Below are 26,720 nucleotides of genomic sequence, written 5' to 3'. Positions count from 1 at the left end.
CTGGCAGCCAGGTAATGATGCCAATACAGTAAGGCCACGTTTGCCAAACGGCAACGAAATGGTGGCGACACCGTGGCCATTTCAAGTGGTCTACGGACTATTGTCTGCCCCTGCCAACCTCACACCATCAGGAAGAAAAATGAACAAGCACAACCCAAAGAATATATCGGTATCACTGTTGACCCGTTCGGCCGCCGCCCTGCTCGCCGCCTTTGTCATGGTGCCGGCGGCCCATGCAGATGCGACTGATGACTATGTGCGCAGCGTCATGCAGAAACGGCATATCCCCGGCATGTCGATTGCCGTCATGCGAGATGACCAGGTCATCAAGGAAGCTAGCTATGGTCTGGCCAGCATAGAGCACAATGCCGCCGTCAAACCTGACACGATATTCTCGCTGGCGTCGATGACCAAGACCTTTACCGCCACCGCCATCATGCTGCTGGTGCAGGATGGCCGTATCACGCTTGACGATACTGTCATCAAGATACTGCCACAACTGCCGCCCGCCTGGGCTGGCGTCACCTTGCGCCACTGCCTGTCACACACTTCTGGACTGCCAGACGCCATCACCGATGACATCAACATCATCACCATCAATGGTGACCGCGATGTATTGCTGCAGGAACTGGCGAAACTGCCCCTGAAACCGGCCGGTGAAAAATCAGTGTATAACCAGACCGGCTACATGTTGCTGGGTATGGTGATAGAAAAAACCAGCGGCATGTCTTATGAACAGTTTTTGCAAACCCGCCTGTTCCGGCCCGCAGGCCTGAAAGCGGCAGAGTTTGGTGATGCCTGGTCCATCATTCCTGGTCGCAGTGACTTGTATACCTCGCTGGGCATCACCAAAGACCACAGCAAACTTGAAGTCAAAGAGGGTCGCCCCACCGTCATGCAAGACAGAATTTATCACTACGGCGCCAAGTTCATGCCTGATTACCTGATGCCGGCCGGCCTGCTCAATGCATCGATTGACGACATGGTCAAATTTGAACAAACCCTGATCAGCGGCAAAATCCTGAGCCCGGCCAGCCTGAAACAGATGACAACGCCTTTCAAGCTGCACAATGGCCAGGACGGAGACTTTGGCCTGGGTTTCATGTTCATGCCTTTCGGCAAGCAGGTTGCCATTGCCTATGGTGGCGGCGCAGCGGCATGGCGGCTGTCGCTGCCTGAACAACACCTGACTGTTGTCGTGCTAACCAATTTGCAAGGTTCGCAGCCGCATGCACTGGCCGCTGACATCGCCAAACTCTATGTCAATGCAGCGCAGTAATTCGTGAAATGCGCAGGCCAAGCTGTTACACTGTCACGGTCAACTAGCAACTTGGCCTATTCGCAAAACACTGCATTACTGCGTCTACATGAACAAAGCTGCATCGCTCAAACTGCTCCTGATCATCGTCATTCTGGCTGCTGCCAGCGTGGTCGTCCATGTATTGCGTGCAGAAAGAACGGATGGCACCGTAACAACCGTAGGCAGTAGCGTCACAGAAACCGTACCCGAAGAGACTACGGAAACCCGTGCAGCACCGGCAGGCGATGTCTTTGATGAACACCGCCTCAGTATCAGCAACGAGCTGGACAAGGCGGTGGGACAATCTCTGGCACAAAATCTGCGCAACATACTGCGAAAAAACAACTGTACGAACGAACATGTACAGTTGCATTCAAAATCAGGTATCCCGGAAAAACTGCTGGTTACAGAATGCTTTCGCCTGATCACGGCCGGCTCAAAGGACACGGAAGCAGTACGTGAAGTGGAATACCCCATCATGTTTGCCTTGATGGGCGGACAATTGCATGAACTGGTCAGACTCAATGACTATGCCTTCATGTATGAATCCGGCACCCTGATGGCAGTAACCAGCCTGAACCAGGATGGTAATCTGCAACTGTGGCTGGACGGTTATGTCTGCGAAAATGACGGCGAATCAGAAGCCGTCCTGCCTGGCAGCAAGCCCGAACCAGTATCTGACTGTCGAGGTACACGCGTAGTGGAAATCATCAACGGTGAACTGCGAGAATACCAGCCATAAATAATGATCAGTCCGACGACCGGTCCCGGATGTCAGCAACAAGATAGCAGCATCGCACCTATGCCCATAGTCAATAATACCCTCCCCATCAAAGCCCTGTTTGTCTGTAGCCGCAACCAGTGGCGCAGCCCGACAGCAGAGCAGGTCTGGCGCAGACACCCGCAAGTCCAGGCGCGATCCGGAGGCACCAGCCCCAATGCACGTCATCCGGTATCCGCCGACGATCTCAACTGGGCCGATGTCATCTTCGTCATGGAAGAAAAACACAAGTCGCGCCTGCAGGCCAGCTATCGCAACCTGATGAGCAACAAGACAGTATACGTGCTCGACATACCGGATGAATACAAATACATGGACCCTGAGCTGATGGAGATAGTGCGCGAAGCTGTGGGTGGTATTTTGGGGTTGGATTGAGTCCCTGCCTGTCACCATGAACACCCGACATATCCAAACGAAGAAGTGCACACTTGACGCCCCCACCACAAGCTGGCACACTCCCTATTCCCATCAACCACCACAGGAGACAAAAACATGCGAACCATAGATATTGCCATCCTGTCGGCTGCCTGATCTGTCTGCTGATCTGTGTACGTTAGCTGCGTGACCTGATTACAACCCTGGTTTTACCTGTTTCTTTCGTTTGACCACGCCAGTGTGGTGAGGCTTTGCCTTGCTGATTTATTGCCGCCTGCTCTCTAAGAGTGCGACCTGAATTTGCCAGCGGATCGAGTGCCGACTTCCCTGCTCTTCCAGCCCCTGCTCGCCCTGCGTGCAGGAAGGATGTGTGCATGCCTGCGGGCGGCGCACCACTCTATGATTTGGGAAACACATTTATCATGTTTACGATCGACTTCGCATCGCTACGCCTGATTGGCCTGACACCGGCTATCGCCAATCAACTTTACGCCCTGTCCGAACAACAGCATGGCGAACATTTACAGGCCGGCCGCATTACCGAAGTACAGCGCGACTGGATCACCGTCCATCATGGCGACAGCAGCAATCGCGTCCGCGTACCAATGCGTCTGCTTCATGAACTTGAAGCCGAAGACAGCCAGCTTGCTGTCGGCGACTGGGTGCTGACGGACAACAGCCAGGGCGGCCATTGTATCGTCGTCCGCATGCCGCCCGTAAGCCATCTGGCACGTCGCAACAATGATGGCCGCAAGCAAGCCCTGGCGAGCAATGTTGACACCGCCCTGCTGGTGATGGGGCTCGACAGCGATTTCAACCTGCGACGCCTGGAACGGTATCTGGCGCTGACCCGTGCTGCCTGCGTTGTTACGGTAATCGTATTGACCAAGGCCGATATCAGTGTCGGCGCAGAATTGCGGCTGACTGAAGTGCGGCAACGTATTTCTGCCAGCGTGCCGGTATTTGCCATCAATGGCCAAAGTGCAGAGACAGCAACAACATTGCTGCCATGGATGGACGCTGGCCAAACCTTGATTTTGCTTGGTTCATCCGGCGCTGGCAAATCGACACTGACCAATACCCTGGCAGCCAGCCACCAGGATACCGGCGTGGTACGCGCCAGTGATGGCCGTGGCCAGCACACGACCACAGCACGTTCGCTGCATTTATGCCCAGGCGGCGCCTGCATCATCGACACTCCAGGCCTGCGCAGCCTGCAGCTGGATATCAACGAAGCCGCCATCACCGCCAGCTTTGACGATATAGAAGCACTGGCACAGCAATGTCAGTTCCGTGACTGCAGCCATCAGTCAGAGCCAGGCTGCGCAGTCAATACCCGGATTGATGCGGACAGATTGCGCAACTACCAAAAGCTCTTGCGCGAAGCCAGGCGCAACCATCAGACGCCGCTGGACAGGATTGCTGACAGAGCCAAATGGAAGGTGCTGATGCGCAGTGTAAAAGAAAGGGACAGGCAAAAGCGGGGCTAGGTGGAGGGCTGGATTTCAGCTGGACAAAACGCGGGTTTTTCATACGCATGGACTGCTTTACGGGCTCGTCCATGCGTAACCGCAGCCATTTCAATCCAGGTTGACTATCGTAGTCTGTCAACTGCTACAACCCAGCATTAATAATGCACATTTGTGGCATCACAACGGTTCTTATTTTTTCATATTCAATAACTCGGGTTGCAACACTTTCTTGCCAAGGTGGAACTTTTCTCTGGCGCAATCCACCCATGAGCACAAAAACTCATGGATGACAGTAATGAAAACCCCCATTATCCCGCTACTGCTCGGATCAGCTTATCTCACCAAAGGTGTATTGTCGACAAACGAGTCAACCCTCAACACAAATTTGCTGAATCAAGCAGATAATCCTTCGAGTGCAAATAAAAATTTACCCCCTTTCGTGCCAAGAAACGAATTTGCCAGCTTCATGCGCAAGAATGGTTTTAGCCCGCGCCAGGAAGTAAAAGCAACAGGTAACGATGTCCATTACAACCCTGACGTCCCAGGGCAAAATAACAAGCAGCCCGCTGGCACAGCCGCCCGGTTATTCCAGAGCACATGGGAAGAAAGTGTGCTTGCAAATCCCGGCAGCATACATCTGACAAGGGAACAACTGGGCTTCAAAGAGAATCAGATCGCCATGGTCGATGTCGGAGGTGAAGGGGAAAAGACGGAAAACCAGTTCAAGAGTGGCAATGCGAATGCCATTAATCTGAATGCGGAGTGCAAAATTTCACCAGGAAATTTTGCACTACAATTTGAAACGGGCGGTGAACCTCCCGTTTCGATCACAAAAGGGTTCATCCCCAATCTGATCCGGCCAGGCCGGGCGTGGCCGGATGGAAAATCTTCTATTGATTTTTACCCTTTTTCTGACGGCTTTGCGAACATCACACTCATGGAAGGCGCTCCATTATTCGATAATAATGTCAAAGAAATTGCAAGAACGACCAACAAGCAGGGCTGGATTTTTCTTAATATTGATGATGCTTTTTCTGATGCAGTCGAAAAACTAGCGAAGGAACATAATGGCGGAACAACTTGGGCAATGGGAAATGGGGGCGTTTTTTCATTGCGAGTGATACCACCAAAGTCATTTGAAAATCGGGATGATATAAAGTCAAAGTTTGACTATGCCAGCTCACATCAGCTATATGACATTGTCGAACATATCAATCATGAAGAACAGGCGCAATCCGGTGCCCCTCAAGGTACCGGACATACTGAATTATAAGTCATATTACATGAGCTGACCGAAACGACTGTGTTGCGAACATTCACTTATATTTAAAATTAAACTAAGTTAGTTTATTTTTTTAAATAAGTGAGCTATAGTCATGAAAGCTAACCAATACAGAAGCCCTAATAGATTAACTCCATGGACACCATCACTCTCTACCGCCCTACAGGCCCGCAAGAACTTGCCCTGGTGCGTGACAGTGGCTATAGGAAATGGCCACCGCGACTGCCTGAACAGCCTATCTTCTACCCTGTCACCAATGTCGACTATGCCATACAGATTGCAAGGGATTGGAATGTCCCTGCTAGCGGCTCAGGTTATGTGACGCGCTTTGAAGTAAGGAAGGATTTCATGGACAAGTATCAGGTCCAGAATGTAGGCGGTGCCATTCATACGGAATGGTGGATACCGGCAGAGGATGTCGATCTGATGAATGACAACATCGTTGGTCTGATCGAGGTCTTGCATACATTCGGGATCTGAATCGTCACAGATACTTGCGGAAATTTGATTGTGATATGAATAGGGATGAAGCACCTGCTTTTTACCAAATGTAACTTTACTTTGGATGGACAAGGCAAACTGTATACTGCCGCGTGTCGACATCAAACCCACTCTTCCCAAGCCAGATCAGTGTCAGCTTGTTTATCCATGAAATCCAGATTTGTTCATCTTTTGTTTTTCTTTGCCCTGCCCTTGTCAGGCAATAATGCCTGGGCACAGAGTGGTCCTGTGGAAGTGCACAATCGCCTGGCACCGCAAGCCAGCGCGCAAAAGAAAGTGGCGTTGACGCTGGATGCCTGCTCGGGCAAGTTTGATGAAGACATTACCGACTTCCTGATACGTAACCGCATTCCCGCCACTATTTTTGTCACCAAGAAATGGCTGGATAAAAATCCGCGCGGTGTGGCCGTGCTGAAGGCAAACCTGGATTTGTTCGATGTGGAAGACCATGGTGAAAATCATATCCCTGCTGTCATCGGTCCCGGCAAAAAGGTTTATGGCCTGACCGGCGAACCCGATGTCGACCATTTGCAGCGTGAGGTCAGCGAAGGCGCCCGGGCCATCAACAGGGCCATAGGCGTCACACCACAATGGTATCGCGGTGCCAGCGCCAAATATGACCCCAAGGCGATGGAGGTGATCAACAAGATGGGTTACAAGATCGCCGGTTTTTCTTTGAATGCTGATGCTGGTGCCACACTGAGCAAGAAAGCCATCATCACCAAAATAAGACAATTGCAGGCCGGCGATGTCATTATCGCTCACATGAACAAGCCTGCCTCGGATTCTGCCGAAGGTTTGTCAACCGCATTGCTGGAATCGTTGAAACAGGGTTTTGTCTTTGTGCGCCTGGATCAGGTGGAGTTGCAAAGGGTACAGCAACGCAAAATACCAAATGACAGACCCAAGTCCGGCCTGCCCGCACAATCAGGCTAACCTGGCGCCGCATTGAACGGCAACAAAAGCCCAAAACAATCCAACTGTGGATAAGACATGACTGATAACGGGTACAAATGTGAAAACTGCAGTGCGGCTTTAACTGCAGCAAATACTGTTTGTCAGCATTGTGATACCGGGCTCAGCATATCAGACCGTGATCCCCGGGTTGGCAAGTACAAATGTCCGGCATGCAACACACGGTTTAATAAGACCGCTGCAAATTTATGGCCGGTTCGTGTCAAGTGGTATATGCCGCAAGCCTACAAGCCGCAATGTCCGCATTGCCATACTTTTCTGCGCGACATGACAGTCGCAAGACAAAGATTCAAGATCAGGGTCATGGCAGTACTTATCTACTTCATGGCATTTCTGTCACCCTGGCCCCGGCCTGCGCGATATACAGCTATCGCACTCATCATTGCACTGTATCTGTATGAGTATGTTTGCACCAGAAAGGCAAAAGCCGCGATTGCCCGTGAGGAAGAACGTTATGACATCGACAGTACTGAGTGAGCACTTGATGAAACCTCAATCCTGGATGACTTATTCATCCGCTGAACTTATGCCAGATTCTTTCATGCCAGATTCTTCCTTTACATCAGCCTGCAATATGACATGTCTCCATTGATCTCCATAGCCAATGGGCCTGGCTCGCCATTCAGGCTGGGTCGCACTGCCATCGATATGAAGTCAGGTCCGGTGCCTGTGCTGGCACAGCTCAGTACAACAGAATCCGGATATCTGCATGTATGGAAAGAGGTGATCAACAACACCTGTGGTTTTATCATGCAGGAGCAAGCCGTCGTCATCCCTGCTGGCGAATTGACGTCCATGCACATCTGTTTCATGCGGCGAGCAAAAGGTAGTGGTAATGTTTCACTGGAGGCAAACTTGGAACAAGGCCGGCAGTCAGTCACCTTGCTGGAAACCGGCTGCTACGATGAAGTCGCACTGAACTGGCTACAAGACAAGAGAGGCATTCTGGAAGAGGTATTTGAGCTGACGATTGAACTCACTGATGACGGCTATGACTGCTGATGTGACAGCATGGCTGACGTACTGACACTTTGTCAGTTAATCAAACAAGACTTCCCATCCGCCCGGTGTCCACTTCAAGATCGCTTCCGACAGGGGATAGACAGAGCCGGACATGAAATCACGTGCAGTTTCGCGTAATTTACTGATGGCTTTGGGGTTGGATTCAGAGATGTAGAGCAAACGGCTGGCACTCGGCGCACAAACCAGCAATACACCGTTTTGCGCCTTGGCCAGTTCTGCCCAATCATTGAAATATAGCAGGCGGCTGGCGGCGTAAGGATCGAAGCCCGTTGTTTCAATTTTGCCCGCCATGGCAGGTCTGGCGACCTCAGCCATCGGTGGCAAGACAGCCTGGGTATTGCTGCTGGCAAGTGCATACAAGTCAGCAGCACTCATGTTGAAACCGGCCAGGTCTGCACTATTGACTGGCCGCATGGACCCGCCAGCATCACTCACCACCAGAACAGTAAAGCCATCGAGAAAAGAACGTTGTTGCAGATATGTTGCCGCTGGCCCAAGCTGGCTCATATACAGAGATGACCGCAGGGTCAGGCGCAAATCCTTTTTTCTTGCCTCAGCGGCTTTTGTGTTCACGGTATCAGCCACGGCATTGATAAAATGCCCCAGCTGGGCGGTGCATTTGCTGGCGTCTTGCCGGCACAACTGGTATAGCCGGTCCAGACTGATACGATAACTATCCAGCGTCAGGATCAAAGGTGCCTCTTCGGTCCTGATGCTGACGCCATCAAGTTTTTGGCGTAACTGCTTTTCTACCTGTGTAGTAAAGGCCCGTTTTTCAGCTGAAACGTCAGCTGGAATGTCAGCTGGAATGTCAGGTGCTTGCGCCAGTGCGGGCAAGGTCATGTAACCGGATAACAGGCAAAACAGATATACTGAACAAATCAGCATGTGCAAAAACCACCTTGCCCGGCACGACATGTCCGCAGTCCCTGCAGTCACCCTTCCTGTGCGCCTTAGACACCGCCAAAGAAACGTACCCATTTGGACACTTCATCATCTGGCCCGACGCTGCGCTTGTTGCAGATATTGTTGCGGCCTGATCCATTGGTCTTGAGCGTGCCGTCATCAGCGATGTAATAGGCTGTGCTATACCATTCTTTTTCTTCCTTGAAATTGGGCTTGTGAATGGTGATGGGCTGCAGCATGGTGGGCATGCTTTTACCCTCCTTGGTTTTGCAGTCCCATTTGACGGCAGAACCCGTATCATCGGCACGTATGCCGCCTATGTGATTACTCTTGAACTGCTCCCATCTGATCTGATAGGTGACATACGGTAACTTATCAGCCACAGCCTTGAACTGAGCATTATTCTGGTCTGCCGGTACGGTATCAACCACAATCAGCGCCAGATAGGCATTGCGCTTAAAGGGCATGGTACGGAAATTGGGGCTTTCCTTGACCCAGTAACTGACATAGAAATTGCCGGCGCGACTTTCATTGACCTTGCGCAAATCATTTTCCTTGAACAGGGCGGCGCGGGATTCCAGCACCAGTTCATAATGCAGTTGCTCGCCCTTTACATTGATGGCGTCATGGGCAAACTCACGGAACTTCTTGTCACTCGCCATGCGACTATAAATAGGACTGTCAGCACGCTGTGTGATGACATCGGCCTTCGGGTCCTGCGCAGGCAGGTCCGTCCAGACTTGCGCATGACTGAGTTGTGCCAGGCCGAGCAAGGCGAAAGTACAGGCAAGGCGATGGTTAATGCTGGTTATCTTCATGATACGCCGGTAAATAGTGTCTAAGAATGTCAAAGAATTTTCAGGCCATTCGCCATGGAAAAATGCTGCAACTGTTCAATGATCTTGTTATTCGACACATACACACTGATGATGGTGTGCTCAGCATCATTGACCCAGAATTTGACGTGGCCGATATCGTTGCGCCGGTTCAGCCAGCGCCCCAGCAGGGTGAATATGCCAAACCCGATTGCCGCACCAATCACGGCCTGACCGGCAGCAGAACCAGGATTGCCGCCAATGACAAAGGCGCCTGCGCTCTCACCGTCGTTGTAGCTCATTTCCCAGCGCAGGATATCAGCACTGGAAACAGCTTTACGTTTTTTGTCATCAATCAGGTAGATCATCTTCTGCTCGTAATTGAGCGCCAGCGCACTGCCCTCACAGGTATCAAAATAACCTGGGTTGCTGACCTGTGAAAATTCCTTGATATCCGCCAGCAATTGCAGGCGTTCACGTTTGGCCTGCCTGAGGGCGGCAAAGATGCTGTACACCGTCCAGATGACGATGGGCAAGCCGAGGATATTGTTGAGGTATTGCGGCAGGTGTAACTGGTTGAGCAGGTAGCACAGCACCCAGGCAATCAGCAAGATACGGATAATTGGACGTTTCACAAAATTGATGAAGTTCTTGATCATCGCAGACAGCCTTCTTGATGAATTCCTGGTACGAAACACTGTGCCAGTCGGTATTAACTGCGGGTGCATTCCCGCAGCTGAACATTATAGGTGTGAGTCCGAGTGATTTTATCAATTAAACATGGTAATTGTGTAATCAAAAGTTACAAGGAACAGTGCAAAGATCCAGGCCAGGAAGGCAAACACAGGCAGACATGCGCTTGACAAACAGATTATAATCCTCACGACAATTACATAAATAACAATAATTAATCAGCAAAGCAGTATTCCATTTCCGGATTGCTCACCCCCCTCACAGATCACAAACAGATTGAAGGGAAGTCAAACGGATATGCAAGCTGCACTTATCTGGACTGGTATCTGGGCAGCGCAAAAAATTGGGTGCCTTGCCAGGCCACGGTTAATCCTGCATGTTGTCCTGCACTGGATTCAATACTTTATTCGGCATGTAAATGAATGGAGATTCAAGATGTGTGCATTCGATATTTCCTGGGTCAGCAAGTCCCTTGATGATCAGCAACAGCAACTGGCTCCGCTTTTGGCTTTGCTCAACGCAATGAAAGCCTTGCGCGCTGATCCATCTGCCAATGCCCAGGAATGGTTTGAAGCTTCTGATGTGCTGGTCAAGGCACTCGACAGCAATATCAAACCAGGGAGTGTCGATACGCAGGACTGGGCTCTCTTGCAGGCTAACTGGCAAGATCTGAAAACTGCCATCAATAACAAACTCAGCCCCGGTTTGCGGCCATTTGCCTACAAGTTACCGGAGTTTCTTCTCAGTACGACGCCTCCGGCAACCGCGCCCGGCCTGCTACTGTATCCCTTGTTCTCAGGTCAGCGGCAAACTGCGGCAAACGGTGCTGTCAGGAACCTGCCCATACAAACGACGGCAAGCGCCAGCATTGCAGCCAGCCTCAGCGTCGAAGCCAGTCAGGCGGCACCAGCCTGGGCCAGCGCCATCGGTTACGTCCATCCTGAACCTGAATATTTTTTCCGACTGGGTTTGTCTGGTACGACAGGCGGCGCACTTGGCGCAGATGCCAGCCCGGCCTGGGGCAGTATCGGCGGTTCTGCTGCGGCCAGTGGTACGGTACACCTGGACCAGTGCTTCAATTATCCACCCAGCCGCTACCTGGCTCAGGTTATGTATGACAGCCTGAAGACCTCACCCTTGCCTGGCGACCTGTCCCGCATGTTCGATGCCTGCCAGGGCGATGACTTTGCCATGACCAGCATGGACATATCGGGGACCGCCAGCCTCAGCGGCAAAATCAATGCCGGTACGGTACTGATCAATACCGTGGCCAGCGCTGGCGCCAAGCCTTCCTGGAGCCCTGTCGTCCTAAATAACCCGATCACAGCGACGGCCAATATCTCTGCCTCGTTTGGCGCATCCTGGGATATGAACGGCGACCATCACCTGACCATACGTCAGGAGGACCACAAGCCCGTCGTGCGGCTCGAAAGAAAAATCAACCGCAGCACAGGAGCCTCATTCGATGTTGCGGCCAGGATAGGCATAGACGGTATCCAGGCGGCACTGGACCCGGTATTGAACCAGATACTGCCATCAGCGCAACCCCTGATAGACCGTCTTGGCGAATTTTCTGATATCAGGGGCTTGGCCCTGAATGCACTTAAAAAACAACTCCAGCTCACTACCAACGATGACTGGGCTGCGACCACCCAGGCTCTGTTAAACGTGGTGACAGGTGGCGGCACCCAGGCCAGCCAGGCCTTTGCCGACAGCGTGAAGAACGTACTCGATGGCTATGTCAGAAATTACCTGAACCAGGGCAGCAGCAGCCTTGATACGGCAAAGACTGCGCTGGAAAACCGTATCAAGGCTGAGCTGGCGAACGTTCCCAATGCAGCCTTGCAAACCAGGATCAGCGACACCGTCACAAAGACCCTGCAAGCAGTGGAAACAAAAGTCACTGATCAGATCACGGCACTTTGCAACAAACTGACCCAGGCAGATGCAGACATTACTACCAAGATAGCTCAGGCACTGGCAATACCGGCAGAAAAACTGGCTGAGTTTGCCAGCCAGCTACAAAACAGGGTAACCGCAGCCACCAGCAAGCTGGCCGGCTGGCTGCAGTCGTATGAAGCCGCCAAGGCACGTATCGCCAGTATCATCGCCCAAATCCAGAGCAACAAGCTGGGACTGGAACTGGCTTATAGTTACCAGAATAACAATGCAAGCGCCGTCCTGATCGAGGTCAGCTTCAGCACGCTCACAGACCATAGCAGGATACTGTATGAAGCTTTCTGGTCCGGCCATCTGGAGCGCTATGCGAGCCTGATCGAAGCGTGCGAAAAAGAAGGCAGCGCCAGGGAACTCCAGAGCCTGTTTGGCCGCAACCAGGACAGGAAAATCCAGTCTGGCATGACACTCAATGCCTTTGATTTTGTCACGGCGCAAAGCACGACCAGTGTGCTTGACAGCATACAGGTCAGCGCAGACCGGAATGGCAGGATACTGGTGGCCAAAGACGCCATCAGCATCTCCAGCAAGACCACGCTCAATGGCGCGGTCAGCGAAACTTCATTGAGCCTGAATCTGGAAATGCTGGCGGTCAAAGACGGTGTGCCGCCACTCAATGCGCAATTCAAGGGCAGTGGCGACAATATCAACAGCGCACAGATAGACAGCTTCTTCGCACTGCTGGAAAAGAGCAATGCCGTCAGATCAGGCAATGGCAAGCTCGTCAACGACTTTTTGTATGGCGGCCCGGCAGGGACGGCAACACGCGTAGTCCAGGCCAGTATCACCGGCACCCAGGTGCTTGATCTTGATGCCTGGAAAACCTTGCTACAAACAACACCGGACCGCTTGCGTGCAGAGGTGCAGCGATGCTGCATGATCAGCCTGACTGATGCAATTGCCGCCAATGCCGAACGTGCTCTGATGGATGGCACACCGGCGCAATGGGTATCCGCCTGGCTGGACTATACCGGCTGGACGGAAGAACAGTTCTGGTCCAATGCCGCAAGCTCACCCAACAGCAAGTCCTGGTCAGACTCGGTATTTCTGGCAGCGGCTTCAGGCCGGACACCGATACCCGTCAGTAATCCACAGACTCCTTTGGCGGAGCGTACATCCCTGCGCAGACTATGGGAAATCAAACGCATATCGGCGGGTGCAGCGACAGCCTGGATTGCCGTCACCGCTGAAGCCCAGTTACTGGCGCAACTGCCCAATGTACCGCCAGAAATTGGCGCCACCGTGTATGACAGGCTGTCACAATTGTCATCCACGATCAGCCAGGGCTTTGCCAGGGCATTTGCGTTTGACGTTCCCGACTGGGAGCAACCGATCAAGGTCAGCTGGCGCTTCCTGGGTTTGATGCAGGCGATGGGCAACCTCGCCAGGCCTGGTCAGACCAGTAATTTCATTATCAAGGTCGAAGCCACAGAACAGGGGAGCCCGGTAGCCAGACTGTTTGCCTGATTTCTCTCCCGGGGGGTATTACTGTTCTGGATATCTGGCCCTGGTCTTGGCAATACTCTCCTCTATCAGAGCGTGCAAGACTTTCTCGTCCACATCTGCCAATGATTTCAGGTACAGGCAACCCTTGCCTGTCTTGTGTTTGCCCAATCTGGCCAGCAGTGCCTCATGCGCTGCCACGCCAGACATCAGGTAAATCGTCAGCGCCGCCTTGCGTGAGGCAAAGCCAACCAGGAACCAGTCACCGCCACGGCCGCTGTCATACAGGTAATATGATTTACCAAAACCGACGATACCTGTTCCCCACATTTGCGGCGGGCTGGCTGTCAGGCTTTGCATGATGTCGATGATGCGCAGGCAATCGGCGCGCCGCCTTTCATCATCAATTGCTGCGATGAAGGCAGCTAGCGGTGCATCATTGGGCTTGGTCTTCAGTTCTGCCACATCCCCCTCCTGTCGTCCTGACAATGCAAACCCATATAGGGTGCAACAAAACCCTGCACACTGCCAAAACTTCAGGGCCTGACCCAGCCCTTGCTGATCGGTAGCGCCATCAGCCAGCCATGCACAGCCGTCAAGGCATGCATCAGGGCTGTGCCTTTCCTGCTCCACAATAACCGCAGGATCACATAGGCCAGCAATGAAACGGCAACAGCGCCCAGCATGTCGAAGGGGAAGTGTACCCCCAGGAAAATGCGTGACCATGCAACGGCTATGCCGACCACTGCCAGCAGCAACCCCGGCAACAGTTTTCGGGTTAATAACAGGGTTAGCGCCATGCTGGCAAACACGATGCCATGGTCACTGGGGAAGGAAGCGTCAGCGGCGTGTGCCAGCCATGTATGGCCAAGGCCAATCATAAAAGGCCGGGGATGCTGCCAGAACAGGGTAATAACCTGCCCCAGACCCAGCGCAATGGCACAGGTCAGGCTCGCCTTAACCGCCAGCTCACGCTGTGCGGGCAGCCATAGCCAGGCAACCAGCAATGCCAGCGGGATCAGGTAAATCAGCGCAACAGCTATAAACATTGCAATACTGATCAGTACCGGACTGGTTTCAGCGCCTGCGTTGATCTGCAAAAACAAGGCTTGATTCAGTGCTTCCGAGATTTCCATCTTTTCTACCATTTATACCATTTCTATCCAAAACGCCACATACTAAAACAGACGCAGTCAACAGTATCAACAAAATAGCATCAACATGCGATGACGCAGCATTGCAACAAATCCGTATCAAATTGTTAAAATTAGAAAATTAATGATATCAATATTGCACTCATACTATTAATTGAATAATATGAAAGCAAATTCAATAATAGCTTTATGGCATGGCTATTGGGAACAGGCTTGGCACCCCGACCGGAACTATCAGATGCATGAGTCACCTCCGGAAAAACAATGATTGTTACAAATTCCGGATTGTAAAAATGTTGCCCTAGGGTATTATTTAAGGATCAGTGCAGGCAAAAGGTGTCCAATGAATGATGTCATTCCGCAGACCAAGCCAGTTACCATTCTTGTCGTCGATGATGATGACGTTGACGTGCTGGGTATAGAACGTGCACTGAAAAAACTCAAGATCGCCAATCCTATCATACGTGCCAGGGACGGTATAGAAGCACTTGATATCCTGCGCAGTCCTGAAGGACTTCCACGTCCCTATCTGATCCTGATGGACATCAATATGCCGCGCATGAATGGCCTTGAAATGCTGGCTGAATTGCGCAACGACAAACACCTGTCTTCTGCTGTGGTATTCGTCCTCACGACTTCACAGGACGATCAGGACAAACTGCAGGCATATTCCCAGCATGTAGCTGGTTATATTGTCAAACAGCATGTCGGTGATGGTTTTATGCGTGTGACAGAAATGCTGGACCATTACTGGCGCGTGGTAGAACTGCCCGCCGCCTGAGGATGCACACATGATTTCCATTGCCGCCCTGCCAACAACAACTCTTCGCATCCTGATCATCGACGATGACGAACTGGACCGCCGTTCTGTCATACGCGCCATGAAACAGGTATCTGTCAGCGTCAGCATCGTTGAAGCCAATAATGCCCTTGACGGCCTGCTGCTGGCAAAAGAAACACAGTATGACGTTATCCTTCTTGACTACCGCCTGCCTGATCGCGACGGCATAGAAGTGCTGAAAAGCCTGCGCCTGGACAAGACACACACCGCCATCATCATGCTGACCAATCAGGAGGACATCAGTCTGGCGGAACAGGCCATAGAGGCCGGAGCCCAAGATTTTTTGCTGAAAGAAGAAGTTAATGCCCGCCGCCTGATGCGCGCCCTGCACCAGGCCAGGCACCGTCACAAACTGGAGACCGAACTCAGCCGCAGCTATAACCAGTTACGTGAACTGGCCGAGCATGACGCCCTGACCGGCCTGGCCAACCGCTATGATTTTGAACGTGCCCTGGCTTTCGCCGTCAGTCGTGCCAAACGTGAAAGCCTGCATGGCAAGATGGCTGTATTGCTGCTTGACCTGGATCGCTTTAAAAACGTGAATGATACCTATGGTCATGCTATTGGCGACCAGTTACTGATCAAGGTGGCGCGCCGTCTGGGCACCACCACCCGTGGCAGTGACTTGCTGGCCCGACTTGGTGGTGATGAATTTGTCGTGCTGGTGCAGGACATGGAAAAAGTCGACCAGGCCATACTGCTGGCGAAACGCATCGTCGATGCGTTCAAAAAGCCCATCGTCCTCGATGGCATGGAGTGGCATGTCACCATGAGCATAGGTATTGCCGTGTTTGGTTCATGCGCCAATGATGCGACCGAACTGATGAAATGCGCCGACATTGCCATGTATCGCGCCAAGCAGGAAGGCCGAAATCAGAGCCATTTTTACTCTGATCAGTTGCACCAGGCCGTACGCCATCGCCTGTATCTTGAACGTGACCTGCGTCATGCCCTGCGCAATGAGCAGCTCAAGGTCTTTTACCAGGCCAAGATCAATGCCGTCGACGGCACCCTGGGCGGTGTCGAAGCCCTGCTGCGCTGGCAACATCCGGTGGAAGGCATATTGACACCTGGCGTATTCCTGCCCATGGCTGAAGAGATGGGGCTGATGTTTGAGATTGACCAATGGATGATGCGTACTGCCTGCACCCAACTGGAAGAATGGCGCGCCCTGCCCTTCTTTAAAACGGATGAACTGACTGTCGCTGTCAATGTATCGGCCATACAGTTGCAGGGAGACAATCTGATCTATACCGTAGATGAAGCCTTGCTCAGCAGCGGCTTGCCGCCGCATTACCTGGAACTGGAAATCACCGAAAACGCCCTGATACGCGACCCCAACCATGTCGCCGGCATCCTGCATAAACTGGCAGCGCGCGGTGTCAAATTGTCACTAGATGATTTTGGTACGGGTTATTCCTCTTTCGGGCACCTGAAAATGCTGCCCATTCAGGTTCTCAAGATAGACCAGAGCTTTGTCACCGGCGTAGGCAAAGGTGAGTCCCAGGAACGCCTGCTTGCAGCCATGATCGCCTTTGCCCAGACCATGGAATTGTCACTCGTGGTTGAGGGTATAGAAACGGCAGAACAGGCACGCTTCTGCGCCGATCTCGGCTGTGAGCTTTTGCAAGGCTATTACTATTCACAGGCAATCTCTTCGAGTGAATTTGAAGACCGATTTCTGACCGGGGCAATTCATCATGGCACTTCAGGACAATAATGGGCCAGTCTATTCTGAAATGCAAAATCACCTCAATGAGCAGCATGCCCTGCTGGCTGCCATTGTTGCCTCTGCTGATGATGCCATCATAGGGAGTGATCTTAACGGCAACATCATCAGCTGGAACCGCGCCGCCGAGATTTTGTTCGGTTACACGGCCGCGGCCATTTATCAACACCCATTCACCAATCTTTTTCCGGCAGGTCAGTTACCCGACCACCAATCCCTGATCAAACTACTGAAGCAAGGGGTCTCCATCGGCAATTTTGAGACCATGCGCCGCTGCAAGGATGGCGCAGAATTGCCTGTGGCGCTCAGTATCTCCGCCATTCATGACAGCAGGCACGAAGTGATCGGGCTCTCGCTGGTGGCGCGGGATTTCAGCGTTGGTCACCGCATAGCAGCCCGTCTGACACGCAGTGAAAGGCATTTCCGCCAATTGGTTGACTCTGCCCCGAATGCCATGGTGATGATAGACAGTCGTGGCCTGATAGAAATGGTCAATGCACAGGCCGAGCAGATCTTCGGCTACGGTCGCTCTGAACTCCTTGGCAAACCGATGGAGATCCTGATACCGGCCCGTTTTCACGGGCAACATCCCCGCTTGCGCGCCGGATACTTCAGCACCCCCAGCATACGCGCCATGGGTCGTGGCCGTGACTTGTTCGGCTTGCGCAAGGACGGCAGTGAATTCCCCGTAGAAATCGGCCTCAACCCCATAGAAACTGATGATGGCATCAAGGTTTTGTCCGCCATTGTTGATATCTCTGAACGCAAACGCCAGGAAGAACGTTTCCGTCTGGTCGTGGAAGCTGCGCCCAACGCCATGATAATGATAGACAGCCGTGGCATCATAGAGATGGTCAATACCCAGACCGAGCACATCTTTGGCTATGCCCGCTCAGAATTATTAGGCCAGCCCATGGAGATACTGATACCTGCACGCTTCCGCCCGCAACACCCTGATTTGCGCAACAACTATTTCACCGCACCTGCCACACGTTCAATGGGCTCGGGTCGTGACCTGTTTGGCTTGCACAAGGACGGTAGTGAATTCCCCGTAGAAATCGGTCTCAACCCCATCGAAACGGCCGATGGACTCAAGGTACTGTCTTCCATCGTCGACATCTCTGAGCGCAAACGCCAGGAAGAGCGCTTCCGCCTTGTCGTGGAAGCTGCGCCCAACGCCATGGTAATGATAGACAGCCGTGGCCTGATAGAAATGGTCAATTCCCAGACCGAACATATCTTTGGTTACGCCAGAAGCGATTTACTGGGTCAACCCATGGAAATGCTTATTCCAGCGCGCTTCCGCCCACAACATCCTGGTTTGCGTGACAGTTATTTTGCAACCCCCAGTACCCGTGCCATGGGCATGGGCCGCGACCTGTTTGGTTTGCGCAGGGACGGCAGTGAATTCCCCGTCGAGATCGGTCTCAACCCCATCGAAACAGCTGATGGACTAAAAGTCCTGTCAGCCATTGTCGACATTTCAGAACGCAAGCGCTTCACCGATGAACTGTCACGCCGGAACAAGGAATTAAACAACTTCGCCTACGTTGCTTCACATGACCTGAAATCACCACTGCGCGGCGTCGATCAACTGGCGACCTGGCTGACCGAAGATCTTGCCGACAAGATTGATGAAGAAAGCAATGAACATTTGCGCCTCATCCGTGTCAGGATAAAGCGCATGGAAAAACTGCTTGATGACCTGTTGCTTTATTTCCGTGCGGGCCAGTTAGGTGGTGCGGTAGAGATGGTTGACATGTCAGAACTGGTGAAAGATGTCTTTGAACTATGCTGCACCAACAGGAATTTTGAGTTGACGCTGGAAGGTGATTTTCCTAATAGCCCAACTCACAAAGTCGCGCTTGAACTGGTGTTTCGCAATCTCATCAATAATGCCATCAAGCACCATGACAAACCGTCTGGTCACCTCACGGTAAAGGCGAGTACAGAAGAAAATCATTTTGTCTTTGAGGTTGCCGATGACGGCGCCGGCATTGCAGAAGAACATCGCGAGCGTGTCTTTGGCATGTTCCAGACCCTGCGCCCGCGTGATGAAGTGGAAGGTAGTGGCATGGGCCTGGCCGTCATCAAAAAAACCATAGAATCCCTGGGCGGTGTAATCACGCTTGGGCCAAATCATCCCCGGGGGGCGACATTCCGGTTCACCTGGCCACGCAAACCTACGTTCAATGAATGACACATCATGGAAGACCAGCAGAACTTGATTGAACAGCAGGCCCTGCTGACGGCAATCGTCGCCTCAGCGAATGATGCAATCATCGGTAGTGATGTCAATGGCATCATCATCGTCTGGAACAATGCGGCCAGCCTGCTGTTTGGGCATACTGCCAGCGATGTACTGGGTCAGCCCTTCACGCTGCTCTTCCCCGAAGGGCAATTGCCCGAATGTCAGACCCTGATTAAGCTCTTGCAGCAAAGCAGTGTTTTGGGACAGTTTGAAACCACCATACTCTGCAAGGATGGAACAGAGTTGCCTGTATCACTGACCATTTCTGCCATCCATGATGAAACCGATGACAGTATCAAAGGCCTGTCTTTCATTGTCCGTGATTTCAGCAGTATGTATAAACTGGCGCAACGAATGACACAAAGCGAGCGCCGTTTTAAGCAAGTGGTGGAGGCCGCCCCCAACGCCATGATACTGACAGACAAGCTTGGTCACATAGAAATGGTGAACGAAAAGACCGAGCAGATTTTTGGCTATACCCGCTCGGAAATGATGGGAAAATCCATGGAAATGCTCATACCTCAACGATCTTTGGAGGGTTATCGCGGGTTACGCAATAATTATCTGCGTGATCAGGAAACACCTCTCGTTGTCGATCGCAATCCCGACTTGCTGGCAATAAAAAAAGATGGTTCTGAATTTCCCATAGAAATAGGCCTCAATCCCATTGATACCGATAGTGACATACACATACTGGCAGCAATCGTCGATATTTCAGAACGCCAGCGCTTTATTGATGAACTGTCACGCCGTAATCAGGAACTCGATAATTTCGTCTATGTTGCGTCCCATGACTTGAAATCCCCCTTGCGCGGCGTCGTCCAGCTCGCTAGCTGGATAGAGGAAGACCTGGCAGGTAAAATCGGCGAAGAGACCCGTGAACACCTGCATATGATGCGCGGCCGGGTTACCCGTATGGAGAAATTGCTCGACGACCTGCTCCTGTACTTCCGTGCCGATCGTCTTGGTGGTGTCATAGAATCGGTAGATTTTTCTGAACTGGTGCGTGATGTATTTGACCTCTGTTGCACTGACCGCTCTTTTGACCTTGAATTGCAAGGCAGTTTTCCCTATAGCGCCACCCAGAAGGTAGCACTGGAACTAGTGTTCCGCAACCTCATCAACAATGCCATCAAGCACCACGACAAGCGCAGCGGTCACATTGTCGTGCGCTCCCTGCCGGCAGAGCAAAGCTTCATTTTTGAAGTGGCCGACGACGGCAGAGGCATCGCCCCCGAACACCGCGAGCGCGTCTTCGGCATGTTCCAGACCCTGCGCCCCCGCGACGAAGTAGAGGGCAGCGGCATGGGCCTGGCCGTCATCAAGAAAACTATAGAGTCCCTGGGCGGCACCATCAGTCTTGGAGACAACCAGCCACGCGGGGCAGTGTTCAGATTTAGTTGGCCAAAAGTCAGTGAATAGATAGTAGACAGGAGGTTGAATAACTATTCGCTGATTCGCGCCCTGAGATGAAGAACGGACAAGACGCCGTTGCGTCAGAGACATTTACGCATTGGCTTTTCGCATAGGCAATTGCTTAAGGGCGACCGGGTTGAGGCTGATGTGGGACGAGCGACCAGGGAGCTGATGTACTGCGCTAGCCCTTCTGGCGGCGCGATTAAACTTGAAAACACTGATGGCTTGCTGCAAATACCTGGTCTCCTCTGCCAGACTGCTGGCAGAAGCTGCCGCTTCTTCTACCATGGCAGCATTTTTCTGGGTGATTTCATCCATTTGCGTAATGGCAAAATTGACCTGCTCCACACCATCACTTTGATCTCGGCTGGCATGACTGATTTCATCAATAATTCCCGCCACGCTATGCACTGACTGCATCAACTCTGACATGATGCGGCTGGATTGTTCAACCAGATCATTGCCAGCACTCACCTTACCCATCGAATCTGTAATGAGCGTCTTGATTTCTCTTGCTGCTGTAGCTGAACGCTGGGCAAGATTCCGCACTTCGCCGGCAACAACAGCAAATCCGCGGCCCTGCTCACCTGCGCGAGCAGCTTCAACCGCGGCATTCAGCGCCAGGATATTGGTCTGGAACGCGATGCCATCAATGAGACTGATGATGTTTTCTATACTCCGGGCAGAGTCGCTTATTTCGTGCATGGTGAATCCCAGTCTGTCAGTCATATTCACGCCTTGCTGCGCAATGTGAGATGCTGCCTGCGCCAGTTGCGCGGCCTGGGCTGCACTGTCCGAATTTTGCCTGATCGTAGAGGCAAATTCTTCCATGCTGGCAGCAGTCTGCTCAAGATTGGAAGCTTGCGACTCAGTACGGCTGGACAAGTCCATATTGCCCTCAGCTATTTCCTGACTGCCACGGTTGATAGAATCTGCATTGTCCCTGACGTCGCCTATAATGGCGACGAGGTTGATATTCATCTGACGCATAGCCTGCATCATTTGCCCCATTTCGTCATCTCCGCCACTGGGTGGCAAACTGGTCAGATCACCACCAGCCATGGTGCGTGCTGCCAGCATGGCGTGGCGCAACGGACAGATATACGTGCTCTGGATGAACCGCCACTGATATGCCAGCAAGACCAAGGCCAGGGTCAGCATTAGCGTGTCCGACAGTGAAAAACCAGTACGCAGGTACTGCGACATGCCTGTCGCCAGAACCAGCACCATGCAGGAAGCCATACCCAGTGCCAGTCTCATGGCAGCAGTAAACTGGAAAGCTTGCGCCAGCCTGCCACGCCAGCCCGCCCTTTGCAGTCTTCCGTGATGCAATCTGATTGAACGTCCCTCATCTCCACGCATGCGTTGGTAGAGTGTTTCAGCTTCGGTAATCTCAGCCCGGCTTGGCTTGGTCCTGACCGACATATAGCCAACCACCTGCCCGTTTTCCATAATAGGCGTTACATTGGCTCTGACCCAGTAATGGTCCCCATTCTTGCAACGATTCTTGACCAAGCCATTCCATTGCAATCCCTCCCGGATAGTGTTCCATAAATCAGCAAAAGCTTGCACGGGCATGTCGGGATGGCGCACCAGATTGTGCGGCGATCCGATCAGTTCGTGTTCATCGAAACCGCTTATTTCGATGAAAGCAGGATTGCAATAAACGATCTTGCCGCGAAGATCGGTTTTGGAGACAATGGATTGACCATCCATGACTTCAACTTCTTTTCCAGTGACGGGCTGATTGTTGCGCATGGGGATGATCCTTTCATGACATTCCTTTTAGGCTGAGCAAAAAATACTCATGCCGACAGAAATCCGAATCAAATGTGAATCCGGTGCAAAATCAAGTACAGCAAACCGCTCTCTTCACTTTTATGTCACACCGTCATAAACGGTGTTAATCAAAATCAATTTCCATTCAAAACCACGCGGCTTAACAGCAAAGCGTACAATTGAAGAGAGAATATTGGTTTATTTTACATTAATGTTTTTACATTATTAACTTCAGTATGTTTATTTTTGCAACGCTGCTGGATTTCCCCTGGTGGTGCCTTGTGCAAGATGAGGTTAATTCCTCACTCAAGTTATAGATGTAAAAACTGCGGTACAAAACATCGCTTTAATTGTGACTTTGGCGTAACAGGGATCAATTGCTGAGCAGGCGTACAGATGGATTTTTGCCAGCGTAGAGTTGACGAATCTGTGCTGCCCCAAATGATGACCATGTCGGCTTTCAGGCATATCGCTTTTCCAAATATCGCTTTTCCAATATTGATGCAGGGCCAGAAAAACCTGGATGAATTCCACAGAGCAAAAAAAAGCCAGGGTGCCTACCCTGGCTTTTCTCATCCTGCCAACCTGTCGGAAGAACAACAGGCGGATCAAACGACAACCCACCCACTATCCGCATGCGACAAGAATCATGCAAACGCGGCTTCTTCCACACTGCATGCTGCATGCCTTGCATAGATCGCGCTGGCGAAGGCGCGGCCCTGGGTCAGCGAGCGCAGGTCAGTGGTATGACCAAAGAGCTTGCTTAAAGGTACGTCGGCCACCACTTCAACACGGCCCGTGTTTTCTGTGATGCCCAGCACGCGGCCCGCACGTTTTTGCAAGTCGCCGATCACGTCGCCGGTGTTGACGGCGGGAGCATCGACAGTCACTTTCATGACGGGTTCAAGCAAGACCGGTTTGGCCTTGCGCAAACCTGCCAGCACGGCTTCTTTGGCGGCGATGATGAAGGCCATTTCGTTACTGTCAACGGCATGGAAATCACCATCAAGCAAAGTGACTTTGACGCCCGTCACTTTTTGCCCCAGCGGGCCTTGTTGCATGGCCTGCTGTACGCCTTTTTCAACGGCAGGGAAAAACGCCGTTGGTATCACGCCACCCTTGACCACATTGACAAAGGCAAATTCGCCTTCGTCTGCGCCCAGCAAATCAAGCCGCACGACAACGCGGGCATACATGCCCTTGCCGCCGTTTTGTTTGTCGAGCTTACCTTCTGCTTCGACAGTCGCCAGGCCCATGGTCTCTTTATAAGCCACATGGGGTGCACCTACCCGTATGTCCACCGCAGCTTCACGGCGGGCACGTTCGAGTACCACATCCAGATGCAGCTCACCCATGCCCCACAGGATGGTCTCGCCAGTTTCTGGATCACTCTCCAAGCGCAAAGACGGGTCTTCACGACGGAATTTATCCAGCGCCGCCAGCATCTTGGCCCTGTCAGTACCTGCACCGGGTTCCACAGCTAGCGCCACAACGGGCTCGCCAGCATGGATGGTTTCCAGCGTCCACGGCTGTGACTTGCCAGCCAGGGTCTGCCCGGTCAGCGCGTCTTTCAGGTTGGCGATGGCGATGATGCTGCCTGCCTTTGCCTCAGCCACGGGTGTGCGTTTGTCGGCATGCACGATGTACAGACGACCTATACGCACTGGTGCTTCCAGCGTTGCATTCCAGATGGTTTCACCTTCATGCATGCTGCCGCCATACAGGCGTACATAGGCCAGCGAACCGTGTTCATCATGCGTTACCTTGAACACCAGTGCGGCCAGGGCGTCATCACTACCGGTACCCACAGTCACGTCGTCCCCGTTCAGTCTGGCCACGGGGGCAGCGCGGTCATCGGGCGCTGGCAGCCAGGCTATCACGGCGTCGAGCAGCGGTTCTATGCCTGCATTTTTATACGCAGAACCACCGAGCATGGGCGTGGCTTTTCTGGCTAATGTCAGAGTACGCAAGCCTTGCAATATCTCTGAGTGGCTCAGCGTGTCGTTCGCCAGGTAGGCATCCGTCAATGCATCATTCGCTTCTGCCGCGACCGAGGCTGCATAGGCATAGGCCGCTTTGGCCTGGGCTTGCAATTCTGCGGGCAAGTCCAGCACGGTCATGTTGCCCTTGGCATCCCATTGCAGCAAACGCTGTTGCAAGACATCGATGACGCCACCAAACTCATCCGCCGCGCCGACGGGTATCGCCAGCGGCACAGGACGTGCGCCAAGCTGCTTGCGCACTTGTTCAGCAACACGGGCAAAGTCAGCACCAGTCTGGTCCATCTTGTTGACGAAGATGATCATGGGCACGCCATGTTTCTCGGCCTGATGCCAGACAGTCTCAGTTTGCGGCTGCACACCAGCGACGCCGGACAAGACAGTGATGGCACCGTCGAGCACGCGCAGCGAACGCTCAACTTCTATCGCAAAGTCGATATGGCCGGGCGTGTCGATCAGCGTGAATTCATGGCCGTTCCAGACGCAGCGAGTCGCTGCTGCACCGATAGTGATGCCGCGATCTCTTTCCAGTTGCATGGTGTCCATGGCGGTATTGCCTTCATGGACTTCGCCAGTGCGATGGATTTCGCCAGTTTTAAACAGGATGCGTTCAGACAACGTGGTCTTGCCAGCGTCTATGTGCGCGATAATGCCAAAGTTGCGCCAGGTGTTGCGCACGTTGTTGCGCGCAGAGTTAGCAGATGCCTTGTTGGAAGCGGCACGGGGGACAGTGTTCGTCATGATGGGTCTTTCCTGAACTCATTTCATCAATAGAGACGAGATGCGTTTGCCTCATAACGCGGGCTGGCAAGGCGGACGAGGCAGTCAATAGCTGTGCTATTGATAACGAGTCCAACGCAGTCCAGCACGCGTTATGAGGCAAACCCTCCGGGAACTGACGATTTGGGCGCATTGCAGCGTTGTGCCGCTTGCAAAGGCGGACGCCTTAGCTGCGCGTCACGCCTTGCACTGCATCCCAAATCGTCTTGTTCGCACTCATCTCTATTGATGAAATGAGTTCTGATAGCGAGCGGTCGTGGGGTTGTCTTGGTGACAGCGCCGCGGGGCCATGCGACCACCCTTATTTCAGTGGACCCGCGCGCGTTCTACATCTGCTGACTTCATGTTATATGGCTCCTCAATGAGAGAGTATGTTGGTTCAAAGTGCTGACTAAAGTGGTGCTGAGTTTTTGGATATCAAGGGCAAAAACAAAGCGCCTAAAACAAAGTACCAGAAAACAAAAAAGGCCCTTGTGGGCCTTTGTTTTTACTCTTTACAGAGCTTTCAACGGGCACACATCAGCGGCCCCGGGATGTCGCCTGACATGCCGGGAGGGCGGAGGTAAAAAAGAGTATGCTCAGTGTTTTCATCTTTATAGAATAATCCTGTTTTTGGGGATTGTCAAATGGGTCTGTGCTTGTCGCGTCACAAAAAATGCAGGCACAGAAATACCATTCTTATAGGTAAACTCCCTGCATTTTCCCTTGATGAGCGCGCCGATAATAAAATTCAATCGATCTGATATAAACTATCAATTACCATTCAGTATTGCTAATATCGGGCAAAAAGTCGGCCCCAAAAAACAGCAAACATGCATCCAATAACAATCGCAAACTATATGGCAAGTCATCCAGGAATGGACCATGGTTATGACCGTTTGATCGAAGCCGTCTATTACACACCGCATCTAGTGCGGCAGATGATTAACAGTGAACCGGATTTACTGAACTGCAAAAACTATGCAGGCGAAACTGTCATGCACTGGTTTGTCGTAGAAAATGATATAGAAATTATTGAACTGCTTGCCTCTTGCGGTGGCATGGTGTCCGGTTATGCCTTAGCCGAGGCATGCGGCCAGGGGCATGTGGATATGGTGTATTTGTTGCTGGGGATAGGTGTGCACCCGGACATGCGATCCTGCAAGACTATGATCAAGCTGAATTCTGACATGCCAAGAAAAACATTGATCAAACTCCGACGCGCATTCAACCGGTATGGATATCAGCTTGACTGGCCACTGTCTGGAA

At 52.3% G+C, this 26,720-nt stretch carries 22 protein-coding genes; 15 read left to right on the top strand and 7 right to left on the bottom strand.

The features are described 5' to 3' along the window. Nucleotides 1–139: 139 nt before the first annotated feature. The 9 genes from LZ463_RS24245 to LZ463_RS24205 all read left to right on the top strand — a co-directional run bounded on the left by LZ463_RS24245 (nucleotide 140) and on the right by LZ463_RS24205 (nucleotide 7,688). A complete protein-coding gene (locus LZ463_RS24245; RefSeq protein WP_241458884.1) occupies nucleotides 140–1,279 on the top strand; it encodes a serine hydrolase domain-containing protein in 1,140 nt (379 codons plus the stop codon). A gap of 88 nt (nucleotides 1,280–1,367) precedes the next feature. Beyond that, nucleotides 1,368–2,042 carry a hypothetical protein gene (locus LZ463_RS24240; protein ID WP_241458883.1) on the top strand — a complete coding sequence of 225 codons (675 nt, stop codon included), beginning with the start codon at nucleotides 1,368–1,370 and terminating at the stop codon, nucleotides 2,040–2,042. A gap of 60 nt (nucleotides 2,043–2,102) precedes the next feature. Next, the gene (locus LZ463_RS24235; RefSeq protein WP_241458882.1) at nucleotides 2,103–2,456 is read left to right on the top strand and encodes a low molecular weight protein tyrosine phosphatase family protein; all 354 of its coding nucleotides are present in this window, start codon (nucleotides 2,103–2,105) and stop codon (nucleotides 2,454–2,456) included. Nucleotides 2,457–2,878: 422 nt separating this feature from the next. Beyond that, on the top strand, nucleotides 2,879–3,946 hold the full coding sequence (gene rsgA / locus LZ463_RS24230; RefSeq protein WP_241458881.1) for a ribosome small subunit-dependent GTPase A: 1,068 nt from the start codon (nucleotides 2,879–2,881) through the stop codon (nucleotides 3,944–3,946). A 277-nt stretch (nucleotides 3,947–4,223) separates the two neighbouring features. After that, a complete protein-coding gene (locus LZ463_RS24225; RefSeq protein ID WP_241458880.1) occupies nucleotides 4,224–5,201 on the top strand; it encodes a hypothetical protein in 978 nt (325 codons plus the stop codon). 144 nt (nucleotides 5,202–5,345) lie between these two features. Continuing rightward, entirely contained in the window at nucleotides 5,346–5,690 is a 345-nt protein-coding gene (locus LZ463_RS24220) for a hypothetical protein (RefSeq protein ID WP_241458879.1), read from the top strand. 168 nt (nucleotides 5,691–5,858) lie between these two features. Then, complete coding sequence (locus LZ463_RS24215; protein WP_241458878.1) at nucleotides 5,859–6,647, top strand: polysaccharide deacetylase family protein; 789 nt, start codon at nucleotides 5,859–5,861, stop codon at nucleotides 6,645–6,647. Between the two features lie 342 nt (nucleotides 6,648–6,989). Continuing rightward, entirely contained in the window at nucleotides 6,990–7,163 is a 174-nt protein-coding gene (locus tag LZ463_RS24210) for a hypothetical protein (RefSeq protein ID WP_241458877.1), read from the top strand. Nucleotides 7,164–7,265: 102 nt separating this feature from the next. After that, nucleotides 7,266–7,688 (top strand): hypothetical protein, encoded by a 423-nt coding sequence (locus LZ463_RS24205; protein ID WP_241458876.1) that lies wholly within the window; start codon nucleotides 7,266–7,268, stop codon nucleotides 7,686–7,688. Nucleotides 7,689–7,724: 36 nt separating this feature from the next. Here the strand turns inward: LZ463_RS24205 and LZ463_RS24200 are convergent, their stop codons facing one another. The 3 genes from LZ463_RS24200 to LZ463_RS24190 form a co-directional block, all read right to left on the bottom strand. Continuing rightward, the gene (locus tag LZ463_RS24200) at nucleotides 7,725–8,597 is read right to left on the bottom strand and encodes a DUF1444 domain-containing protein (protein ID WP_241458875.1); all 873 of its coding nucleotides are present in this window, start codon (nucleotides 8,595–8,597) and stop codon (nucleotides 7,725–7,727) included. A gap of 65 nt (nucleotides 8,598–8,662) precedes the next feature. Then, nucleotides 8,663–9,433: a hypothetical protein gene (locus LZ463_RS24195; protein ID WP_241458874.1), complete on the bottom strand. Its 771-nt coding sequence runs from the start codon at nucleotides 9,431–9,433 to the stop codon at nucleotides 8,663–8,665. Between the two features lie 29 nt (nucleotides 9,434–9,462). Beyond that, nucleotides 9,463–10,158 carry a hypothetical protein gene (locus LZ463_RS24190; RefSeq protein WP_241458873.1) on the bottom strand — a complete coding sequence of 232 codons (696 nt, stop codon included), beginning with the start codon at nucleotides 10,156–10,158 and terminating at the stop codon, nucleotides 9,463–9,465. A gap of 400 nt (nucleotides 10,159–10,558) precedes the next feature. Here LZ463_RS24190 and LZ463_RS24185 point away from each other — a divergent pair, with 400 nt between their 5' ends. After that, nucleotides 10,559–13,546 carry a hypothetical protein gene (locus tag LZ463_RS24185; RefSeq protein WP_241458872.1) on the top strand — a complete coding sequence of 996 codons (2,988 nt, stop codon included), beginning with the start codon at nucleotides 10,559–10,561 and terminating at the stop codon, nucleotides 13,544–13,546. A gap of 18 nt (nucleotides 13,547–13,564) precedes the next feature. Here LZ463_RS24185 and LZ463_RS24180 read toward each other — a convergent pair whose 3' ends face one another. Then, a complete protein-coding gene (locus tag LZ463_RS24180) occupies nucleotides 13,565–13,987 on the bottom strand; it encodes a DUF1801 domain-containing protein (protein ID WP_241458871.1) in 423 nt (140 codons plus the stop codon). A gap of 71 nt (nucleotides 13,988–14,058) precedes the next feature. Next, nucleotides 14,059–14,658, bottom strand: coding sequence for a phosphatase PAP2 family protein (locus LZ463_RS24175; RefSeq protein WP_241458870.1), 600 nt, complete (start codon nucleotides 14,656–14,658; stop codon nucleotides 14,059–14,061). Between the two features lie 361 nt (nucleotides 14,659–15,019). Here LZ463_RS24175 and LZ463_RS24170 point away from each other — a divergent pair, with 361 nt between their 5' ends. From LZ463_RS24170 to LZ463_RS24155, 4 genes are read left to right on the top strand one after another with little or no spacing between them, the layout of a single operon-like run. Continuing rightward, entirely contained in the window at nucleotides 15,020–15,457 is a 438-nt protein-coding gene (locus LZ463_RS24170) for a response regulator (RefSeq protein WP_241458869.1), read from the top strand. 10 nt (nucleotides 15,458–15,467) lie between these two features. Next, nucleotides 15,468–17,237 (top strand): putative bifunctional diguanylate cyclase/phosphodiesterase, encoded by a 1,770-nt coding sequence (locus tag LZ463_RS24165; RefSeq protein ID WP_241458868.1) that lies wholly within the window; start codon nucleotides 15,468–15,470, stop codon nucleotides 17,235–17,237. Then, nucleotides 17,218–19,446, top strand: a complete 2,229-nt coding sequence (locus LZ463_RS24160) for a PAS domain-containing sensor histidine kinase (protein ID WP_241458867.1) — start codon at nucleotides 17,218–17,220, stop codon at nucleotides 19,444–19,446. Before LZ463_RS24165 ends, LZ463_RS24160 begins: the two co-directional genes overlap by 20 nt. A 6-nt stretch (nucleotides 19,447–19,452) precedes the next feature. Then, entirely contained in the window at nucleotides 19,453–20,919 is a 1,467-nt protein-coding gene (locus LZ463_RS24155) for a sensor histidine kinase (protein ID WP_241458866.1), read from the top strand. 84 nt (nucleotides 20,920–21,003) lie between these two features. Here the strand turns inward: LZ463_RS24155 and LZ463_RS24150 are convergent, their stop codons facing one another. Together LZ463_RS24150 and fusA are read right to left on the bottom strand one after the other, a co-directional pair. Then, nucleotides 21,004–22,671, bottom strand: coding sequence for a methyl-accepting chemotaxis protein (locus LZ463_RS24150; protein ID WP_241458865.1), 1,668 nt, complete (start codon nucleotides 22,669–22,671; stop codon nucleotides 21,004–21,006). 668 nt (nucleotides 22,672–23,339) lie between these two features. After that, nucleotides 23,340–25,433 carry an elongation factor G gene (gene fusA / locus LZ463_RS24145; protein WP_241458864.1) on the bottom strand — a complete coding sequence of 698 codons (2,094 nt, stop codon included), beginning with the start codon at nucleotides 25,431–25,433 and terminating at the stop codon, nucleotides 23,340–23,342. A gap of 878 nt (nucleotides 25,434–26,311) precedes the next feature. Between fusA and LZ463_RS24140 the strand changes: the two genes are divergently transcribed. Next, nucleotides 26,312–26,720: ankyrin repeat domain-containing protein (locus tag LZ463_RS24140; protein ID WP_241458863.1), on the top strand; the 409-nt coding region annotated here is incomplete at its 3' end.

This window comes from Undibacterium paludis (assembly GCF_022568815.1).
In the GTDB taxonomy this organism is placed as follows: domain Bacteria; phylum Pseudomonadota; class Gammaproteobacteria; order Burkholderiales; family Burkholderiaceae_D; genus Undibacterium.
The sequence above is the reverse complement of the archived record's forward strand: the minus strand, read 5'-3'. Positions and strand labels throughout refer to the sequence as shown.

Bases quoted from the DNA above. Each gene is read 5' to 3' on its own strand.
- fusA (WP_241458864.1), bottom strand. From the start codon at position 25,433: ATGACGAACACTGTCCCCCGTGCCGCTTCCAACAAGGCATCTGCTAAC.
- LZ463_RS24185 (WP_241458872.1), top strand. From the start codon at position 10,559: ATGTGTGCATTCGATATTTCCTGGGTCAGCAAGTCCCTTGATGATCAG.
- LZ463_RS24205 (WP_241458876.1), top strand. From the start codon at position 7,266: ATGTCTCCATTGATCTCCATAGCCAATGGGCCTGGCTCGCCATTCAGG.
- LZ463_RS24215 (WP_241458878.1), top strand. From the start codon at position 5,859: ATGAAATCCAGATTTGTTCATCTTTTGTTTTTCTTTGCCCTGCCCTTG.
- LZ463_RS24225 (WP_241458880.1), top strand. From the start codon at position 4,224: ATGAAAACCCCCATTATCCCGCTACTGCTCGGATCAGCTTATCTCACC.
- LZ463_RS24155 (WP_241458866.1), top strand. From the start codon at position 19,453: ATGGAAGACCAGCAGAACTTGATTGAACAGCAGGCCCTGCTGACGGCA.
- LZ463_RS24200 (WP_241458875.1), bottom strand. From the start codon at position 8,597: ATGCTGATTTGTTCAGTATATCTGTTTTGCCTGTTATCCGGTTACATG.
- LZ463_RS24240 (WP_241458883.1), top strand. From the start codon at position 1,368: ATGAACAAAGCTGCATCGCTCAAACTGCTCCTGATCATCGTCATTCTG.
- LZ463_RS24150 (WP_241458865.1), bottom strand. From the start codon at position 22,671: ATGCGCAACAATCAGCCCGTCACTGGAAAAGAAGTTGAAGTCATGGAT.
- LZ463_RS24210 (WP_241458877.1), top strand. From the start codon at position 6,990: ATGGCAGTACTTATCTACTTCATGGCATTTCTGTCACCCTGGCCCCGG.
- LZ463_RS24245 (WP_241458884.1), top strand. From the start codon at position 140: ATGAACAAGCACAACCCAAAGAATATATCGGTATCACTGTTGACCCGT.
- LZ463_RS24165 (WP_241458868.1), top strand. From the start codon at position 15,468: ATGATTTCCATTGCCGCCCTGCCAACAACAACTCTTCGCATCCTGATC.
- LZ463_RS24195 (WP_241458874.1), bottom strand. From the start codon at position 9,433: ATGAAGATAACCAGCATTAACCATCGCCTTGCCTGTACTTTCGCCTTG.
- LZ463_RS24160 (WP_241458867.1), top strand. From the start codon at position 17,218: ATGGCACTTCAGGACAATAATGGGCCAGTCTATTCTGAAATGCAAAAT.
- LZ463_RS24220 (WP_241458879.1), top strand. From the start codon at position 5,346: ATGGACACCATCACTCTCTACCGCCCTACAGGCCCGCAAGAACTTGCC.
- rsgA (WP_241458881.1), top strand. From the start codon at position 2,879: ATGTTTACGATCGACTTCGCATCGCTACGCCTGATTGGCCTGACACCG.
- LZ463_RS24190 (WP_241458873.1), bottom strand. From the start codon at position 10,158: ATGCACCCGCAGTTAATACCGACTGGCACAGTGTTTCGTACCAGGAAT.
- LZ463_RS24175 (WP_241458870.1), bottom strand. From the start codon at position 14,658: ATGGAAATCTCGGAAGCACTGAATCAAGCCTTGTTTTTGCAGATCAAC.
- LZ463_RS24235 (WP_241458882.1), top strand. From the start codon at position 2,103: ATGCCCATAGTCAATAATACCCTCCCCATCAAAGCCCTGTTTGTCTGT.
- LZ463_RS24170 (WP_241458869.1), top strand. From the start codon at position 15,020: ATGAATGATGTCATTCCGCAGACCAAGCCAGTTACCATTCTTGTCGTC.